Source organism: Lysobacter sp. Root983 (genome assembly GCF_001429345.1).
GTDB lineage: Bacteria > Pseudomonadota > Gammaproteobacteria > Xanthomonadales > Xanthomonadaceae > Lysobacter.
In genome coordinates this window covers 586,750-604,501 of record NZ_LMJO01000016.1, presented here as the reverse complement: position 1 = coordinate 604,501, position 17,752 = coordinate 586,750, and the positions used below count along the sequence as shown (strand labels likewise).

The 17,752-nt window shown below is 69.9% G+C and carries 13 protein-coding genes; 12 read left to right on the top strand and 1 reads right to left on the bottom strand.

Annotation, left to right across the window (positions count from 1 at the left end; genetic code table 11):
* Positions 1-314 precede the first annotated feature (314 nt).
* The 3 genes from ASE43_RS14870 to ASE43_RS14860 all read left to right on the top strand — a co-directional run bounded on the left by ASE43_RS14870 (position 315) and on the right by ASE43_RS14860 (position 3,339).
* Entirely contained in the window at positions 315-1,964 is a 1,650-nt protein-coding gene (locus ASE43_RS14870) for a M28 family metallopeptidase (RefSeq protein WP_056180738.1), read from the top strand.
* Positions 1,965-2,024: 60 nt separating this feature from the next.
* Positions 2,025-2,555 (top strand): GNAT family N-acetyltransferase, encoded by a 531-nt coding sequence (locus ASE43_RS14865; RefSeq protein ID WP_057160998.1) that lies wholly within the window; start codon positions 2,025-2,027, stop codon positions 2,553-2,555.
* 121 nt (positions 2,556-2,676) lie between these two features.
* Positions 2,677-3,339 carry a DsbA family oxidoreductase gene (locus ASE43_RS14860; protein ID WP_057160997.1) on the top strand — a complete coding sequence of 221 codons (663 nt, stop codon included), beginning with the start codon at positions 2,677-2,679 and terminating at the stop codon, positions 3,337-3,339.
* A gap of 34 nt (positions 3,340-3,373) precedes the next feature.
* Here ASE43_RS14860 and ASE43_RS14855 read toward each other — a convergent pair whose 3' ends face one another.
* On the bottom strand, positions 3,374-3,733 hold the full coding sequence (locus ASE43_RS14855; protein ID WP_056180726.1) for a helix-turn-helix transcriptional regulator: 360 nt from the start codon (positions 3,731-3,733) through the stop codon (positions 3,374-3,376).
* Between the two features lie 340 nt (positions 3,734-4,073).
* Between ASE43_RS14855 and ASE43_RS14850 the strand changes: the two genes are divergently transcribed.
* From ASE43_RS14850 to ASE43_RS14810, 9 genes are all read left to right on the top strand, one after another.
* Positions 4,074-5,030 (top strand): BTAD domain-containing putative transcriptional regulator, encoded by a 957-nt coding sequence (locus tag ASE43_RS14850; RefSeq protein WP_057160996.1) that lies wholly within the window; start codon positions 4,074-4,076, stop codon positions 5,028-5,030.
* Between the two features lie 364 nt (positions 5,031-5,394).
* Positions 5,395-5,733, top strand: a complete 339-nt coding sequence (locus tag ASE43_RS14845) for a hypothetical protein (RefSeq protein WP_056180720.1) — start codon at positions 5,395-5,397, stop codon at positions 5,731-5,733.
* Between the two features lie 9 nt (positions 5,734-5,742).
* Positions 5,743-10,836 (top strand): N-acetylmuramoyl-L-alanine amidase, encoded by a 5,094-nt coding sequence (locus tag ASE43_RS14840; protein WP_057160995.1) that lies wholly within the window; start codon positions 5,743-5,745, stop codon positions 10,834-10,836.
* A 10-nt stretch (positions 10,837-10,846) separates the two neighbouring features.
* The gene (locus ASE43_RS14835; RefSeq protein ID WP_200956266.1) at positions 10,847-11,839 is read left to right on the top strand and encodes a hypothetical protein; all 993 of its coding nucleotides are present in this window, start codon (positions 10,847-10,849) and stop codon (positions 11,837-11,839) included.
* Positions 11,839-12,090, top strand: a complete 252-nt coding sequence (locus ASE43_RS14830; RefSeq protein WP_056180714.1) for a hypothetical protein — start codon at positions 11,839-11,841, stop codon at positions 12,088-12,090. The genes ASE43_RS14835 and ASE43_RS14830 overlap by 1 nt, the downstream gene beginning before the upstream one ends.
* Positions 12,087-12,884 carry a hypothetical protein gene (locus ASE43_RS14825; RefSeq protein ID WP_056180711.1) on the top strand — a complete coding sequence of 266 codons (798 nt, stop codon included), beginning with the start codon at positions 12,087-12,089 and terminating at the stop codon, positions 12,882-12,884. The genes ASE43_RS14830 and ASE43_RS14825 overlap by 4 nt, the downstream gene beginning before the upstream one ends.
* Positions 12,881-14,308, top strand: a complete 1,428-nt coding sequence (locus ASE43_RS14820; protein ID WP_057160994.1) for a S8 family serine peptidase — start codon at positions 12,881-12,883, stop codon at positions 14,306-14,308. Before ASE43_RS14825 ends, ASE43_RS14820 begins: the two co-directional genes overlap by 4 nt.
* A 192-nt stretch (positions 14,309-14,500) precedes the next feature.
* Positions 14,501-16,600 carry a hypothetical protein gene (locus ASE43_RS14815; protein ID WP_057160993.1) on the top strand — a complete coding sequence of 700 codons (2,100 nt, stop codon included), beginning with the start codon at positions 14,501-14,503 and terminating at the stop codon, positions 16,598-16,600.
* A 41-nt stretch (positions 16,601-16,641) separates the two neighbouring features.
* The gene (locus tag ASE43_RS14810; RefSeq protein WP_057160992.1) at positions 16,642-17,700 is read left to right on the top strand and encodes a hypothetical protein; all 1,059 of its coding nucleotides are present in this window, start codon (positions 16,642-16,644) and stop codon (positions 17,698-17,700) included.
* The last annotated feature ends 52 nt before the right edge of the window (positions 17,701-17,752 follow it).

Below are 17,752 nucleotides of genomic sequence, written 5' to 3'. Positions count from 1 at the left end.
GGGGATGCGCGGGCCGGCAGCGGTGGCTGCCACGGGCTGCAGCGAGCGTGGTGGCTCGCGTGGCGGTCGGCGGGCGCGTCGGGTGGGGAAGGTCAGTGCGGCGTCGCGGTGGCGACCGCATCGCCGGAGGCGACAGTGTGCCGCACAAGATGAATGCGCGGCAGGCCCGTCAGGGCAACGCACAGTTCCAGCCCCAATGTGCCGAAAGAGCAGATTCCGCAAACTCCGCGCCTCCGCCCCTGACTTCCGCCGCTGGACCGGCCGATCCGCGCTCCACTAGTATCGGCCGCACTTTGGCCTAAGGCGTTACGCCCATGAAATTGCTGGTTGCGTCCCTGCTGTCCCTGTCGGTGTCCGCGGCCCTGGCGGCCGAAGCCCCGAAGTTCGATCCCAAGCGCCTGTCCGACGAGGTCAAGACGCTGTCCTCGGACGAGTTCGAAGGTCGCGGCCCGGCGACCGCCGGCGAGACCAAGACCATCGACTACGTGGTCGCGCAGATGAAGGCCGCGGGCTTGCAGCCCGGCGGCGATCTCAAGGACGGCCAACGCGCCTGGACCCAGGCGGTGCCGCTCAAGCGCGCGCAGATCGAAGGCACGCCGACCCTGTCGGTGGCGGTGGACGGCAAGTCGCAGGCGCTGAGCCAGGGTAACGAGATCGCCGTGCGCGCCGCGCTCGACGGTTCCACCGCGGTCAAGATCGCGAACGCGCCGCTGGTGTTCGCCGGTTACGGCGTCAAGGCGCCGGAACGCAACTGGGACGACTTCAAGGGCGTCGACCTCAAGGGCAAGATCGCGGTCGTGCTGATCAACGACCCCGACTTCGAGAGCGGCCAGGGCGACTTTGGCGGCAAGGCCATGACCTACTACGGCCGCTGGACCTACAAGTACGAAGAAGCCGCGCGTCAGGGCGCGCTCGGCCTGCTGATCGTGCATGAGACCGATCCGGCGTCCTACGGTTGGGCCACGGTCAAGAACTCCAATACCAACACCATGTTCGACGTGGTGCGCGACCGTCCGGGCGCGACCCATCCGAGCATGGAAGGCTGGATCCAGCGCGATTTCGCGGTCGATCTGTTCAAGCGCGCCGGCCTGGATTTCGAAGCGCTCAAGCGCCAGGCGCAGACGCGCGACTTCAAGCCGGTCGAACTCAAGGGCGCGACCCTGTCGGCCAACTACCAGGTCAAGAGCGAAGTCATCACCTCGCAGAACATCGTCGGCCGCGTCGACGGCGCCCAGCGCCCCGATGAGACCGTGATCTACAGCGCGCACTGGGATCACCTCGGCGTCGGCGCGCCCGACGCCAAGGGCGACAAGATCTATAACGGCGCAGTCGACAACGCCACCGGCACCGCCGCCCTGATCGAAATGGGCCGCGCCTTCGCCCACGGTCCCAAGCCGCAGCGTTCGGTGGTGTTCCTGGCGGTAACCGCCGAGGAAAAGGGCCTGCTGGGTTCGGAGTACTACTCGTCCAAGCCGCTGTACCCGCTGGCCAAAACGGTGGCGGTGATCAACACCGACGCGCTGGATCCGACCGGCCCCTCGCGCGACTTCACCACCTCCGGCAGCGCCAAGCAGGAGTTGCTGGACGAGCTGATCGACCTGGCCAAGGGCTGGAACCTCAGCTACGTCACCGATCCCAAGCCCGAGGCCGGCCACTTCTTCCGTTCCGATCACTTCCCGTTCGCCAAGCGCGGCGTGCCGGCGATCTCGTTCGGTTCCGGCGACGACAAGGTCGAGGGCGGCCGCGCCGCCGGCGAAGCCGCGCAGCAGGCCTACACCGCCGATCGCTATCACCAGCCGGCCGACCAGTGGGAAGCCAGCTGGAGCTTCACCGGCATGGCGCGCGACCTGGAGCTGCTGTACACCCTGGGCAACGGCCTGGCCAACTCCAAGCGCTGGCCGAACTGGAGCCAGGACTCGGAGTTCCGTGCCGCCCGCGACGCCACTTCGGCGCAGCGCAAGTAAGCCTCACGCGCCGCCCGCTCCGTCGATGGAGCGGGCGCTGCCGCGTATTCGATCGTACGCATGAGCCATATCCTCCGACTCCGACCCTGCGTCGCCGGCGACGAAGCCGCGCTGGCCCTGGTGGGCCAAAGCAGTTTTCTGGAAACCTTCGCCGGCATCCTCGGCGGCGGCGACATCGTCCAGCATTGCCAACGCGCGCATGCCGCGTCGGCCTATCGCGCCTGGCTGGAGGATCCGGCCTGCGCGTTGTGGCTGGCCGAGGTCGCGCCCGGCGACGCGCCCGTGGGTTACGCGGTGGTCGCGCCGGCGCAACTGCCGCTGGACGATCCGGACGCGCGCGATCTCGAGCTCAAGCGCCTGTATCTGCTCAGCCGTTTCCACGGCGGCGGCTGGGGCAAGCGCCTGCTCGAGGCCGCGGTGGCGCATGCGCGCGCGGCCGGCGCGCCGCGCCTGCTGCTGGGCGTGTACGCCGGCAACGCCGCCGCGATCGGCTTCTACGAACGTTGCGGCTTTCGCGCCCTGCGCATGCGCCGCTTCAACGTGGGTGGCCGCGACTACGACGACTGCATAATGGGCCTGGCGCTGGACTGAAGCGCGCCAAGCCTGGAACGCTACGACCCATCCATGCACGCCTGACGCGGTTGAAGCGGCGGGCGCGACGCCGCATCTTGTAGCGATAGGGCCGCTACGGCCGCATACGCACGGTGTCGCCATGTCCAAGTCCCTCAAGATCGATTTCGTCTCCGACGTGTCCTGCCCCTGGTGCGCGGTCGGCTTGAAGTCGCTGGAACAGGCGATCGCGCGGGTCGGCGACGAGGTCGCGGTGGAACTGCACTTCCAGCCTTTCGAGCTCGATCCGCAGATGGGGCCGCAGGGCCAGGACATCGACGAGCATCTGTACGAGAAGTACGGCTCCACCCCGGCCCAGCTCGCCCAGAACCGCGAAGCGCTGCGCCAGCGCGGCGCCGCGCTGGGCTTCGAGTTCAACCTGCGCAACCGCATCTACAACACTTTCGACGCCCACCGCCTGCTGCATTGGGCGGCGCTGGAAGGCGGCGAGCACGAGCGCGCGCTCAAGCACGCCCTGTTGCGCGCGTATTTCACCGAAGGCCGCGACGTGTCCGCGCACGAGGTCCTGGCCGAGGTCGCGGCCTCGGTCGGGCTGGACGCGACGCGTGCGCGCGAGATCCTGGCCTCGCAGGAATACGCCGAGGACGTGCGCGCGCAGGAGCGCTACTACCAGAGCCAGGGCATCAGCGCGGTGCCCTCGGTGATCATCAACGACCGCCATCTGATCCAGGGCGGTCAGCCGGTGGAGCTGTTCGAAAGCGCGCTGCGCCAGATCGCGGGCCTGGAGCCGTTGCCGGCGCCTTGATCGCGCTGGCGCGCCGCCGCCGGCGTTGCCGATCTCAGCGGCCCAGGATCTGCAGGATCTCCAAGGCCATGCGCCGCCGGCTGCCCGACAGCCGACGAAAATGCGCCAGTGCCTCGCTCTCGTGTTCGTCGCGCGCGTAATCGTCGACCAGCACGGCCGGCGCCAGGTCGACGCCCTCGCAACGGCTGGGCCCGCGTCCGGTCGCCAGCCATTCGAAGCTCAGCCCGGTCTCCTGCGCGATCTGGATCAGGTGCTCGACGCTGGGCGTGGTCCCGGCCGGATGCTCCCACTGGGTGACCGCGCTGCGCTTGACGCCGATGCGGCGCGCCAGCTCGGCCTGGGACAAGGTGGTCAAGGCCCTGGCCTTGCGGATTCTCAACGACAAGCCACTCACGCAGTGCTCCTAGTGTCGACGTCCTGGTCGCGCATTCCGGTCCTTGGCCCGCCGCGGCTTACCGGCAAGGGATTCTTGCCGCATGTTGTGCGGTATCGCTTTCCTTGCGGCGGGTAGGCCATCACGGCTTACGGCTACAGCAAACGGCTAGTGCGGCTGTCCGAGGACAGCCGGTGCGCGCACTTTTCAGGCGGGGCGCGGATATGCGAAACAGGTCACGCGCCGCGGCCCTGGGTCCGCGGCGTTGCCGTCGATGCCGCCGCCACGGCGTCGGGTACAGGGGGCGGTCCGGATCCATCCTCGCCGTGCGCGCCGCGCCGGCCCAGCACGGAGCATCGGGATGTTCAGGATCTGCCTGTTCGGTTCGCTGTCGATCGCCAGCGAAGGCGCGCCGTCGGAGGCCGTCGCCATCGCCGGCCGCTGCGCCAGCCTGTTGGCTTATCTCGCGCTGGGGCGCGGCCGCTATTTCAGCCGCTCCGAGCTGCTCGCCAGCCTGTGGCCCGAACGCTCGTCCTCGTCCACCGCCGGTTCGTTCAACACCGCCCTGTGGCGGCTGCGCAGATTGGTCGAACAGCCGCCGCTCAAACACGGCGACCTGATCGTCTGCGACCGTCGCGGCGCGATCGGCCTGAACGGGCCGGCCGCGGTCTGGCTGGACGTGGACGAGTTCGAACGCCTGGTCACGCCCGGGCTGAGCCACGTCCCCGAACGCCTCAGCGACGCCGACATCGAGGGGCTGCGGCGCGGCGTGGCGATGTACACCTCCGACATCCTGCTCGACGTCACCGACGACTGGGCCCTGCGCGAACGCGAGAAGCACCGCCGCAGCTATCTCAATGCGCTCGGTCGGCTGGTCCAACTGGCCACGATCCGGCGCGACTACGCCGAAGGCATCCGTCACGCCCAGGCCATCCTGGACAGCGATGCGCTGCGCGAGGACGTGCACCGCGACCTGATGCAGCTGTTCGTGCTCAGCGGTCAGCGCGCGCAGGCGCTGCGCCAGTTCGAGCATTGCCGCGAACTGCTGCGGCGCGAGCTGGCGATCCAGCCGATGCGCGAGACCATGACGCTGTACCAGAGCATCGCCCAGAGCGCGATCGGCAACGAGCCGGCCGCCGCGCCGTGGACGGCGCCGAACGTGAGCGCGTATGCGGTGCCGCTGCCGACCCAGCCGGTGTATCCGAGCATGACGGCCGACGAGGGCATGCGCGCCTACGGGCTGATCGATGCGGCGCGCCGGCATCTGGCGACCGCGGATTCGCAACTGCAGTTGAGTCTGCAGTTCTTGGAGCGCTGAAAGCGGGCGTGGTGCGTTGCAAGGTCTGCGCCCACCCAGGTCATCGCCTGTCCCGATCGCGGCTCACGCCGCTCCCACAGAAAGCAGCGCAGAGGAATCGGAGGCGACGAGGCCGCGGCCCGCGCCCACCTTGCCCTGTGGGAGCGGCGTGAGCCGCGATCGCCTGCCCGCGCTCCTGCCCATCCGGTACGAGCCCTCATCGCGCCGACCCGGCGCCAGCCCCGTCCTGCGCGGCTCTCAGCCGCATCACCGCGACATCACACGCCCGCATGAAGGCGTGATCCACCGGTGATCCGCCCGTGATGCGGCGGTGACGGCGCCGGCGCAGCCTCGGCCACTAGCGCTGGCATAGGGGCTCGTCGCAATGGCACTGCTCGAAGACCGTACCGCCGTCTTCATCGTTCGCGTCTGGTGCGAGCGCGGCGATGCCGAGGCCGCCGTCGCCGAATGGCGCGGTTCGGTCGAGCACGTCCAATCCGGCCAGCGCGCGTTCTTCCGCCACCTCGAATCGGTGGTCGAGTTCATGAAGCCGCACCTGGAAGGCATCGGCATCGATGCCCAGCAGCGCTTCTGGGAACGCATTTCCTCGGTCATCAACGACGTCGGCGGCACGCCGATCGAACTGGCGCTGGATGCCCGCGCGCCGGCGATCGACGCGCGCGCCGATGCGGCTTCTTCCATCACTGCAAGCAAGCGCCGATAGGAGTCAGTCATGGCACTCATCCGAGCCAACCGCGAATCGATCGACGATCGCTTCAGCGTGCTGGGATTCACGGTCCGCAGCGAAAGCCCGCTGTTCGAGATCGGCCTGGCCACCGACCCGGAGCTGCTCAAGGCCGAAAACCGCGCGCGGCGCACGGCCAGCAACTTCTATTCCAGCCGCGTGCTGGGCAGCGGCGCGCGCCGCGGCGACGCGGTCTACCTGGTGCCGCCCAGCGTGGTCGCGCGCTTCGTCGGCCAGCCGCGGCTGTACTTCGGCCTGGCCACCTACAACGAAGGCGACCGCAGCCGTCCGGTGTCGGTGAAGATCCCCGATGCCGGCAACATGTACGTCAATCTCAGCGGCCTCACCGAACGCGGCCTGCGCCGCACGGCGCGCCTGGACACGGTGTCCGGCTACGGCGGCGCGGCCAACGGCGGCCTGGCCTGGGGCGGCGACGCGCTCGACAGCGGCGCCGCGCGCGCGAACGGCAATGGCCGCGGCACCGGCGCGGCCGTCGCGCCGGCCGCACCGGCGCCTTACAGCGACGGTTACTCAGACGATCTGTGGCAACAGGGCGCGAGCGCGCCGCCCGCGCCGGCCAGCAACGGCCACGACAGCGCCGCGCCGGCCGCCGCCGCGCCCGCGCCAGCCGCCACGCCGGCACCCGTAGCCGACGCGGCGCCCGCGACCGCGCAGTCCTACGGCCGCTACCAGCAGCGCTACGACGCGCCCGCGCCGCGCACCCCGGCGCCGAACTCGCGCTCGTTGCTGGTCTCGTCCTATTACCGGCCGAGCAACTGGTTCGACGCCCTGACCACCCAGATCGGCTTTTTCGTGAGCAGCGCGATCTGGTTCCTGGGCGTGACCGACACCACCGTGCCGCCGCATTCGGCGATCTGCCAGGTGCGCCGGCCCGACGGCAGCGAGGAGGGCGCCCTGCACGGCAGCGCGTTCTTCATCGGCCCCTGCCTGCTGCTGACCGCGGCCCACGTGGTCGACGGCCAGAGCGAACTCATCATCGTGCCGGGCAAGAACGGCGCCGGCGTGAGCGGCGCCACCGAACCCTTCGGCCGCTTCCACGTAACCGGGGCCGATTGCCGCAAGCATCCCTCCTACAGCGCCGGCAACAGCGACTTCGACATGGCGGTGATCCGGGTGCCGGCCGCCAACGCGGTGCCGACCGACCGCACCTTCGACCTGGTCGAGGAGCTGACCCAGTCGCGTCCCGAGGGCGTGGTGGTGTGCGGCTACTCCGCGCGTTGGTACGCCAACGACGCGATCGAGCAATGGGTCAACGACAACATCGATCCCAACAAGCAGCACATGCACGGCGGCTACATCCGCAGCCTGCCCAGCGAGGAAACCTTCGACTACGACCTGCAGACCCTGGGCGGCGCGAGCGGCTCGCCGGTGTACTGGATCGAGGGCGGCAGCTTCCCGCGCGCGCACATGGTCGGCGTGCACGTGGCCGCGCATTCGGCCACCACCAACCTGGGTTGCCGGATCACCGCGGCCAAGCGCCAGTGGATCGCCCAGGAGGCCGCGGGCTTCGGCATCGCGTTCTCGCTCGCCCAGCGCGCCGCGCCGCGGGCGCAGGCCTTGGGCGGCGGCAAGGTCTATGCGCGCGCGCAGGAGATCATCACCCCGTTCTACGACCCCGCCGATCCCTCCACCGCGCTGAGCTGCCAGGCCGACGCCTTCAGCCTGGCGCGCGAGGAATGGTTCGCGGGCGTGCCCAACACCTCGCTGTATCCGCATTCGGCGATCTGCCAACTGCTGATGACCGCGCCGGACGGCTCCGGCTACCAGGGCACCGGCTTCTACATCGGCCGCAACCGCATCCTGACCTGCGCGCACAACCTGCACGGCATGAGCAGCGTGCAGATCATCCCCGGCCGCAACGGCGCCGGCGGCCGCCCCTACGGGCAATGCACGGTGCAGTCCTCGTCCTGGCGGGTCGCGCCGCGCTACAGCGGCGACGGCGACTGGAACAACGACCTGGCGGTGATCGACAACGTGCCGATCGCGGCGCCGAACGGGCAGTACTTCGAGTTCCTGCAGGCCACGCCTTCCGACCGCCTGCCGGTCGTGGTCTGCGGCTACTCGGCCGCCTCGCGCGCGGTACCGGAGCTGGACGCGATCATCGACGGCGACAAGCAACACCTGCACGGCGGTTACGTGCGCGAACAGCCCAATCCCGAAACCCTCGACTACCCGATCCTGTCGCTGATGGGCGCCAGCGGTTCGCCGGTCTACACCCTGGTCGACCGCGGCGGGCTCAAGGCCCTGATCTGCGCGGTCCATGTCAGCGGCGAGCCGGCCGCACAGGGCCTCAACCGCGGCTGCTTCATCACCCCCAGCAAGATCGACTGGATCGAGGGCCGCGCCACGACGTTCGCGCTGGGCATGCCGGCCAGCCCGCGTGCGAACGGCCGCACGAACACGCGCGCCTTCGCGCTCGAGGACGAAGAACAGGACAACAAGGGCATCTCCGAGGCGATCCCGGACGAGACCGTCGCGGCCGAGCAGTCGTATCGGCACGCACGCGCGTTCGACGCGCCCACCGCCGAGTACCCGGGCGCCAGCCGCTTCGCGCCAGCCTACTCGGGCAACTACCGCGCCATGCGCACCCAGCGCACGGTCGACCGCATCGTGATCCACATCACCGACGGCGGCTCGCGCATCACCGGCACCATCGGCTGGTTCCAGAATCCGGACCAGCGCAACTCGCGCAACGAGCACATCACCGTCAGCGCCCACTACGTGATCGGCCGCGACGGCGAGGTCGTGCAGATGGTGCGCAACAACGACGTGGCCTGGCATGCCAGCAGCGCCAACACCCACGGCATCGGCATCGAGCACGTCGCCAACAAGCGCGGCCTGGACCCGACCGAGGCGCAATACCAGGCTTCGGCGGCGCTGGTCGCCTGGCTGTGCGCGCAGTACAACCTGCCGATCGACCGCGAACACATCGTCGGTCACCAGGAAGCCTCGCCGCGCGACAACCACGACTGCCCGAGCCGGCTGTGGAACTGGGATCACTACATGGACTGCGTGCGCGCTGCGGCCGCGCCGGCCACCGCACCGGCGACCTCGCAGGGCCTGCGCGGACGCGGGCGTGCGAACGCGCTCGCGCTGCCCGGGCGCCCCTACGCGACCGCGCAGGAAATCATCACGCCGTACTACGACCCCTCCAACCCGATGAGCGCGCTGACCTGCCAGGACGACGCCTTCAGCCTGGCGCGCGAGGAATGGTTCGTCGGCGTCGAGGACACCCGCGCGTTTCCGCATTCGGCGATCTGCCAGTTGCTGATGACCGACAGCGCCGGCAACGGCTGGGGCGGCACCGGCTTCTACATCGGGCCCAACCGCATCCTGACCTGCGCCCACAATCTGCATAACAAGGTCAACGTGACCGTGGTGCCGGGCCAGAACGGCGCCGGCGTCAAGCCGTTCGGCCAGTGCACGCTGCCCAGCTCGTCGTGGCGGATCGCGCCGCGCTACAGCGGCAGCGGCAATTGGGAGAACGACCTGGCGGTGATCGACAACGTGCCGATCGCGGCGCCGAACGGGCAGTACTTCGAGTTCCTCAACGCCACCCCGTCCGACCGCCTGCCGATCGTGGTCTGCGGCTACTCCGGCGCCTCCGACGCGGTGCCCGAACTCACCGCCGCGATCGACGGCGACAAGCAACACCTGCACGGCGGCTACGCGGCCTCGCAGAGCAACGGCGAGGTCATCGAGTACCCGATCCTGACCCTGCACGGCGCCAGCGGTTCGCCGGTCTATCACCTCGACCGCAGCAGCGGCCAGCTCAAGGCCCAGGTCTGCGCGGTCCACGTGACCGGCCAGCCGGCCGCGCAGGGCCTCAACCGCGGCTGCTTCATCACCCCGACCAAGATCGACTGGATCGAAGGCCGCGCGACCACGTTCGCGCTGGGCGCGGGACGCCCGGTGCGCGCGCTGTCCGAAAGCGGCAGCGACTATCCGGTGACGCTGGTGCCGCAGCCGAACAAGGACGCCTGTTGGGCCGCGTCGATGGCGATGCTGCTGTCGTGGCGGCACAACCAGTCCTACTCGCCCGAGACACTGGCCAATCAGGTCGGCGGTTCCCTGGCCAGCTCCTACGGCTGGGACCTGCTCAACGCCGTGCGCGACCGCTACGGCTTCAGCGTGATCCCGCAGCCGTCCAACACCAGCCTGTATCACACGCCCACGCAATGGGCGCAGTGGCTGCGCGAGCGCGGCGCCTTGTGGGTGGTGATCGTCGGCGCGCCGCACGCGGTGGTGATCGCCGGCATCAAGGGCAACCTGGAGGATCCGGCCTCGGTGCAGGTCAAGGTGCTCAATCCCTGGGACACCCGCGTCGCTTTCGATTCCGATGCCGTCGATTTCCATCCGGCCAACCACGGCTACGAAGACTGGCTGCCGTTCGCCGACTTCGCCGCCGACTTCGGCAACATGGCCGAGCCCGATTACGGCAACTGGCGGGTGCTGTATCTGCCGCCGGAAGCGCCGCGTCCCAGCGCGCAATCGCTGGGCAGCGGCGGCGGCCTGCGCCTCGCGCGTCCGCCGTCCGCGGTGCGCGCCTTCGACGTCGGCAGCGACGCCAGCGCCTCGGGCGAAACCCGCGAACCGATCGAACCCAGCCGCGTCGCCGGCACGCGCATGAGCGTGCTGCGCGGCAGCGCCGGCGCCTGCCGCTGGGCCCTGGATCAGCTCGAGGGCCTGAAGTCGCCCGCGGTGCTGTCGCCCAGCGTGAGTTCGGCCGCCGCCGCCGACGTGCGCATCGAGCTGGGCGAATGGCCGGCCATCGAAGGTCAGTCCTCGCCCTTGCCGATCACGGTCGATTTCCGTGCCTCGCAGGGTTCGGTGGGCGAGGTGCGCGTGATCGCGGGCCTGCCGGCCAACCTGGCCTACGGCGTGGAGGCGAGCGCGCGCATCGAGGACGCTCCCGATGTCGGCGGCGTCGCGGCTTTGAAGTTGAGCATCGACTACCGGTTCAGCGGACTCGCACAGGGCAGTCCGGCGGCGCGCATCGAACTGCGCCTGCTCGGCGACGGCCGCTACGAGCGCGAGAACCGTTGGGTGACGACGGCCTGAGGATCGCATCGTGTCCGAGCACAACGGCACCCGCGGCAGGATCTTCCCCCCGAGGAACGGGGCGCCCGCGCCCGCGCGCGGGCTTGCCAACGCGCCCGCTGCCGACGCGCCCGCCACGGGCGCTCCGGCGCCGGCGCCGGCAACCGCGCCCAAGCCGCAGGCCACCGAGACCATCGCCCGCCGCGCCGGTGCGATGGTCAACGAGATCGACTTCCCCGGTTTCGTCGCCCAACTCGTGCACGGCACCTTCGACGCCATCGTCGACGCCTCGATCCGGCAGATGGAGAGCTACTCCGGCCTGGTCGCGGCGGTCGCCAAGACCCTGGACCAGTTCACCGAAGAGAACGTCAGCCCCAACCAGGCGCGCGACTGGCTGGCCACCCGTTACCCCGGCGAAGTGCAGCTGCTGCTGCCCGACGGCGGCGAGCGCACCGAGGCCCAACTGGTGCCGCGCGCCGAAGGCCTGATGCCGGCGTGGCTGGGCGAGTACGGCATCGACGGCGAAGAGTTGAGCACCGAGGTACTGGAACAGCGCGTGCTGCCGCAGGTCCGGCTCAAGGTCGGCGGCGAACGCCAGCAACTGCTCGCGACCATGGTCATGCTGGGCATGAACCGGGTGGTGGTACGCGACGGCAGCATCACCAGCAAGGTGATGTTCCGCGCCGCCGCCCAGGACTCGGCCAAGGTCGGTTACGCGGTCGGCGCCGATCCGCAGTCGGTCAACAACTGGGGCGAGCGCGGCGCGCTCAGCTACAGCGGCCAGAGCTCGACCATGGTGTCGACGGTCGCGGTCAACGCTCAGAACGAGTCCAACGTCCGCGCCGACCTGTTCGGCGAGGTCAAGCTCAACTTCGTCAGCGAGACCCTGCCGCTGGAGCGATTGGCCGATGCGGCCAAGATCGCCTTGGTGCAGCGCCACTCGCCGGCGATGCGCGCGGCCGCGCCCGCCGCCGCGGCGCCCGCCGTCGCCGCGCCCGCGCCGACGCAGGAAGGAGGCGCGTGATGTTGCGCGAACTCTCGCAGCTGCTGGACGAACTGCATGACGGCCTGATCGCTACCGAGGCGCGTGGCTTGCCGGCGCAGGTGCAACTGGCGAACGTCGAGATGACGCTGCCGCTGGAACTGCGCCCGATCCTGCGCGACGGCGGCTGCGTGCTGCTGGCCGACCTGCCGCGCAGCCGCGAGGTCAATACCTGGAACGCGATGCCTTCGCGTCTGACCGTCAGCTGGAGCTGCGGCGGGGGCGAGCCATGAGCGCGCAGATGCCGGCCCTGTTGCGCGACAGCGGCGTGCCCTTCGACCTGTTCATCCAGGCCCTGACCGAGCAGTTGGACAAGGCTCAGGCGGCGATGGCGATCAAGGCCCGGGTCGGCAAGTTGCCGCTGACCTTCGCGGTCAAGGAAGTGTCGATGGACCTGCGCGCGTTCGTGCAGATGATCGACGACGACGTCTATCTGCGCCCGGCCGGCCCCGGCGAGTCCGAAGCCAGCACGATCAAGCTGGCGTTGACCACGATCACCAAGCCGATGATCGAGGAGAACGCGGTCGACTTCAAAGCCGAGGATCCGAAGTTCAACCTGCGCGAGGCGCTGGGCGATTCGATCAGCGAAGACGACCAGCGCCGGCTCGAGCGCATCGGCGTGCGCACCATCACCCAGCTCAACGAACTCAAGCAAAGCGCCGGCACCGACGTGATCGCGCGCCTGTCGCGGATGCCGGTCAACCGCTTGCAGCAGGCCCTGATGAATGCGGCCGCGCCGCGCGTGACTCGGGTCGAGCGCGGCGACGAGCGCGACGCGCGCGCCTCCCAGCGCGTGCACGTGAGCGCGCCGGCCCTGCGCGCCGGGCGCCTGCCGCTGGTGCGCGCCGCCGGCGAAGCGGTGCCGGTGATCGAAAGCGAAGAGGGCCGGCTGGTGCTGGCGCCGTTGGCCAGCCAGCTGGGCTGCGACGCCGAGCTGGATTTCGGCGGCGGCGAAGTCGCGCACGTGCGCCTCAGCGAGGGCCATCTCGGCCGCTGGAGCGACGACGCGCACGGAGGCCGGCCATGAACGTCGCCGTCGCCGCGCCGCGCGTGCCCGGTCGCCTGCTGGTCACCCTGCGCCTGGGCGAAGTGCCCGAGCACCTGCCCGGCTTGCGCGCCTGTACCCAGTACGGCACGCCGATCGCCGAACACATCGACGGCGGCGTGATCGATCGCCTGTTGCGCCATCACGCCGGCGCGTTCCGGGCCGCGCGCCTGCACAGCGCGCGCACCCCGCGCAGCGCGCGCGCGGTGACCGGCGCGCGCCGCTTCGACGACGTCGAGCAGCTCAGCGGCGTGGCCCGCGTGCTGCGCATCGAACTGCGCGATCCCAGCGGCGCCTACAAGCTGCTGCAGGCGCTGGCGGAACTGCCGATGGTCGAGCGCGTGGGCGCCGATCACTTGTGCAGCGCGCCGTTCGCGACGCCGGCGTCCGGCGGCGCGCACGAGAGCCAGCGCGCCTGGGCGCGCGAACTGATCCGCCTGCCGCAGGCGCTGGCCTACGAGCCCGGCGATCCGGCCACCGTGATCGGCCTGGCCGACACCGGCGTCGCGGTTGAGCACGAAGAGCTGTCGACGCGGCTGCGCGCCGGCTTCGACAGCGTCGACCTGGACCCGGCCACGGTCGGCGGCCTGACCCTGGTGGGGGACTACCGCCATCGCGGCGAGCGTCCGCAGGACGAAGTCGGCCATGGCACCGGCTGCGCCGGAATCCTGGTCGCGCGCGGCCGCGACATTCCGCCCGGTGGCGCCGGCGCCTGCGGCTTGACCCCGGTGCGGGTGCTGGGCGCGGCGGTGGGCGCGGACGATCGCCGTTTCGGCGTCGGCGCGCTGGACAACATCGACGCCGGCATGAAGCGGCTGATCGATCTGGGCGTGAAGGTGATCAACATGAGCTTCGGCACCCCCGAATCCGCGCTGGGCGCGGATGCGCCCAAGCCGCACGAGGAGATCGTGCGTTACGCCCTCGCGCGCGGCGTGATCCTGGTCGCGGCCAGCGGCAATTCCGGACTCACCGAGAAGTATTACCCGGCCGCGCACGAGGGCGTGATCGCGGTCGGCGCGATCGACAGCCAGCGCCGCCCGGCCAGCTTCAGCACGCGCGGCGAGCACGTGGCGATCTGCGCGCCCGGGCGCGACATCCTCACCTGCGGCCTGGAGGGATACCAGACCGCCAGCGGCACCAGCTTCGCCTCGCCGTTCGTGGCCGCGATCTGCGGCTTGCTGGCCTCGCGTTCACAGCGCCGCGCCTGGCCGCTGGACAGCGTCGAGGCGCGCGAGGTCCTGATCGAGAGCGCGCGCCCGTTCGCCAGCGCCGGCATCGAAGGCTGCGGCCACGGCGTGGTCGATGCGATGGCCGCGCTGCAGGCGCTGGACGCGCGCATCGACCGCGCGATCCGCGACGAAGGCGACGAACCGGTCGACATACCACCCGCGCTGGCCGCGGCCTGAACCCTTTACCCCGCAACACCACGAACCGTCACGACCCGCACCACGCAACGCTGCCGAGGAGAGCCCCATGGCGAGCAAACGACACAACAGCAAGTCCCGCAAGCACGCGGGCGCCGCGGCAGACCAGCGTAACGCCGTGCGCCCCACCCAATCGTGCTCCACCCAATCCGTTACCAACGCGAGAGAACCGTCATGAAACGTATCCTGCTGGTTGACCTGGGCGAGCGCGAGCTGAAGAAGCGCCAGGAGCTGCGTGCCCGCCAGCAAGTTCTGGAGACCATCCAGAAAACCGCCGACACCAGCGGCGGATTGAGCAGCCGCCAGCTCGACGAGCTGATGCGGATCAAGAAGCAGCTGGGCAGCGACGTGGTCATCGACCCGTTCTACCGCCTGGTCGCCGCGACTCACCAGCAGGAAGCCTGGGAGGAGCTGGAGCGCAAGAAGCAGTTCGTGCACAAGTACGGCCTGCTCGGCTCGCAGCGCATGACCGGCAGCCTGATCGAGCCCTTGGACAAGTACGAGCGCGAGATCGCCTCGATCTGCGGCCTGCTGCAAGTCGACGGCTATACCGATGCCGGGCGCCCGGACTTCGTGCAGCGCATCAGCACCGCGCAGGGCGAGTACCGCAAGAACCGCGAACTGTTCGACGCGGCCTACGCTCAGCTCGGTCAGCGCTATTCGGTGGTGCTGAAGTCGCAGGTCGATTCGGGTCTGATCGATCCGTCCATCGTCGGTTGCATCGATCCCAACGAGGATCCGCGCACCCGCTACGACGCCCTCGACGGCTCCGCCGCCAAGCGCAACGCGGTCGCCGCGGCCCAGGCCGCGCTGGCGCGCTCGCGCGAGGCCGACCAGGCCGCCGCGAGCGCGCGCGAGAGCGCGCGTGCCGCCGCCAAGACCGCCAAGGACAAGCAGGCCGAACTCGAGGCCCTGGCCGACGAGAAGCCGAGCAAAGCCGAACTGGCTGCCGCGCGCCGCGCCGTCGCCAGCGCCAACAAGGCCGCCGAAGCCGCGACCGCGCAAGCGCGCCGCGCCGCCGACGCCGCGACCGCCGCGCGCGCCGCCGCCGAGGAGGCGCAGGAGGAGGCCAGCGACGCCGCGGTCGCCGAGGACATGCGCGACACCGGCGACGCCTTCGTGCCCGCCGCCAGCGACACCGTCTGCGCGCTCAGCGGCCGCAACGTCGCCGCGGTCGTGCGCCGCCTGGCCACCGACGGCGTCAGCGCCAACGATGCCTGGCTCGCCAGCCGCATTCAGAACGTCTACGACATGCAGACCGGCGTGGTCTCCGGCGCGCCTCCGTCGGCGATGGAAATCATGCTGCCGGACCTGGAAGCGGCCACCGATGTCGAGATCATCCGCGAGAACCTGCATGCGGTGCAGGCGATCTACTTCGCTTACATGCTGGAAGAAATGCGCCTGCCGCAGGTGGTCGAACGCATCGTCGAGCTGTTCCGCGCCGGGCTGCTGCCGTTGGGCCGCGGCAAGGCTGGCGACTATCTGTTCAACTACTACAAGAAATCCGGCGAGCGCATCACCGAAGGCGAACGCCGCGACCTGTACATGCGCGTGTTCGGCGCCCCGGGCGGCGATCCCAACGCCAACCAGCCCAACCGCGATTTCAACGAGCTGTGGCTGCGCTTCGTCTCGGCGGTGTCCTCGTTCGGCCGTCAGGTCAGCGTCGACCGGCTCCTGCGCAGCAACATCCCGGTGGCGGTCTCGCAGGAACAGGTGCGCAAGGCCGGCTACGACCTGGGCGCCAATCTGTCGCTCAACGGCTACGGCATCGCCTACTTCGCCGCGACCGAGCTGCAGCAGATGATCCTGGAGTTCCGCGATCAGCTCAGCGATCCGGAAATCCGCGGCGCATTCGGCGCGCGCGACATGTGGCAGGTGATCGACCAGGTCAACGCCAACTATCTGGGCGGCACCCGCAACACCCATCGCTATCGCACCCAGGCCCGCGCCGGCGCGGTGATCATCCGCTGGATCGCCAACAACCACCAGCGTCTTAGCGGCCGTTACGGCGAGGTGATCTCGCTGGCCGCGCTGACCAATCCGCAACTGCGCGGCAGCGACCAGCCGACCGTGGATCCCAACGACTGGGATCTGCTGCAGGCTTGCGAGCAATGGCTGGCCGTCGGCGGCGTGCAGGACGACAGCGTCGAGCACTACTCGCAGTCGACCGAATCGCCGGTCATCACCAGTAAGCCGATCGAGATGCCCGCGTTCGCGCGCGAGACCATCGAATCGCTGACCGGCGGCCTCAACGGCTCGATGCCGTTGATGTGATCGCGACCCCAGCCGCCTGAAGTACCAACCGGAGTACCGCAATGAACCAGCCCTCTGGCAACCACGGCAAGCAACCCATGGCGACGCACGTCAAGCGCTCGCTCGCCACCGCCGCGCGCGCCCTGGGCACGCGCGATCCGCTGCCTTATCTGGATTCGCTGATCGACCGCACGTTCCGTCTGCCCGACGACGACGTCTCCTACGCCCGCAACGCGCTCACGCCCGGCGCGGTGCCGTACGAGCCGTCGTTCTCGGAGACCGAGCCGGACATCCTGCGCTTCACCATTGAACCGCTGGGCCCCGGCGCCGCGCCGATGGCCCGGCGCGACGAGGCCACGCGCGAAATGCGCCGGCTGGTGCAGCCGGTGTTCGGGCGCGACGCGCTGCGTTGGTTCGACTCGCGCAGCGAGGAATGGCGAGGCTTCGGCGGCCTGGGCTGGATGAACTACGGGGCCTGGTTCGGCAGCGCCTTCGACGAGGACGGCCTGTACGCGGCCAAGATCTACTATGAGCTGCTGCCGACCCAGATCGAAGCGCTGTCGCCGGGCCTGGCGATGCTGACCCGGCAGGCGATGGCGGAGATGCCCAGTCTGATGCCGATCTTCACCTCGATCGGCTGCAAGCGCGAAGCCGGCAGCCAACGCGTGACCTTCCTGCATCGCGGTCGCCTGCAGGTGTCGGCGCTGGGTCCGATGATGAATCGGCTCGGCATCGGCCATCAGTTGCCCAGTCTGATGCGCATCGTCGGCGTGGCCCTGGGCGGGCGCTTCGAGCTGCCCGACGGCGGCGTGCTGGTGGGTGTGCGCGAAACCCCGGATGGCGCCGAGCTCAAGCTCGAGATCCTGCTCGCGGCGATCCCCGATTTGCCCGCGCGCTTCCTGGATCTGCTCAAACTCGGCCTGGCCGAACGCCCGCGCCAACTCGCGGCGCTGTCGCGCTGGCTGGAGGCGTTCGGCATGGAGGAAGCGCGCGAGCAAGGCCACTTCTCGGTGCTCAGCATTCGCGTCAATCCGAACTCGCCGGCGCGCATCAGCCTGTATGTGCGGCCGATCGAGTTCGAGATGCGCGACAGCATCGCGGATGCGCGCGACCTGCAGTAGCGCGGGTCGGCGCGGCGATGAGGGCGCGCCGCCAGGCGCACGCGCCCTCGGT

Bases quoted from the DNA above. Each gene is read 5' to 3' on its own strand.
- ASE43_RS14830 (WP_056180714.1), top strand. From the start codon at position 11,839: ATGTTGCGCGAACTCTCGCAGCTGCTGGACGAACTGCATGACGGCCTG.
- ASE43_RS14840 (WP_057160995.1), top strand. From the start codon at position 5,743: ATGGCACTCATCCGAGCCAACCGCGAATCGATCGACGATCGCTTCAGC.
- ASE43_RS14850 (WP_057160996.1), top strand. From the start codon at position 4,074: ATGTTCAGGATCTGCCTGTTCGGTTCGCTGTCGATCGCCAGCGAAGGC.
- ASE43_RS14820 (WP_057160994.1), top strand. From the start codon at position 12,881: ATGAACGTCGCCGTCGCCGCGCCGCGCGTGCCCGGTCGCCTGCTGGTC.
- ASE43_RS14865 (WP_057160998.1), top strand. From the start codon at position 2,025: ATGAGCCATATCCTCCGACTCCGACCCTGCGTCGCCGGCGACGAAGCC.
- ASE43_RS14870 (WP_056180738.1), top strand. From the start codon at position 315: ATGAAATTGCTGGTTGCGTCCCTGCTGTCCCTGTCGGTGTCCGCGGCC.
- ASE43_RS14845 (WP_056180720.1), top strand. From the start codon at position 5,395: ATGGCACTGCTCGAAGACCGTACCGCCGTCTTCATCGTTCGCGTCTGG.
- ASE43_RS14825 (WP_056180711.1), top strand. From the start codon at position 12,087: ATGAGCGCGCAGATGCCGGCCCTGTTGCGCGACAGCGGCGTGCCCTTC.
- ASE43_RS14815 (WP_057160993.1), top strand. From the start codon at position 14,501: ATGAAACGTATCCTGCTGGTTGACCTGGGCGAGCGCGAGCTGAAGAAG.
- ASE43_RS14860 (WP_057160997.1), top strand. From the start codon at position 2,677: ATGTCCAAGTCCCTCAAGATCGATTTCGTCTCCGACGTGTCCTGCCCC.
- ASE43_RS14810 (WP_057160992.1), top strand. From the start codon at position 16,642: ATGAACCAGCCCTCTGGCAACCACGGCAAGCAACCCATGGCGACGCAC.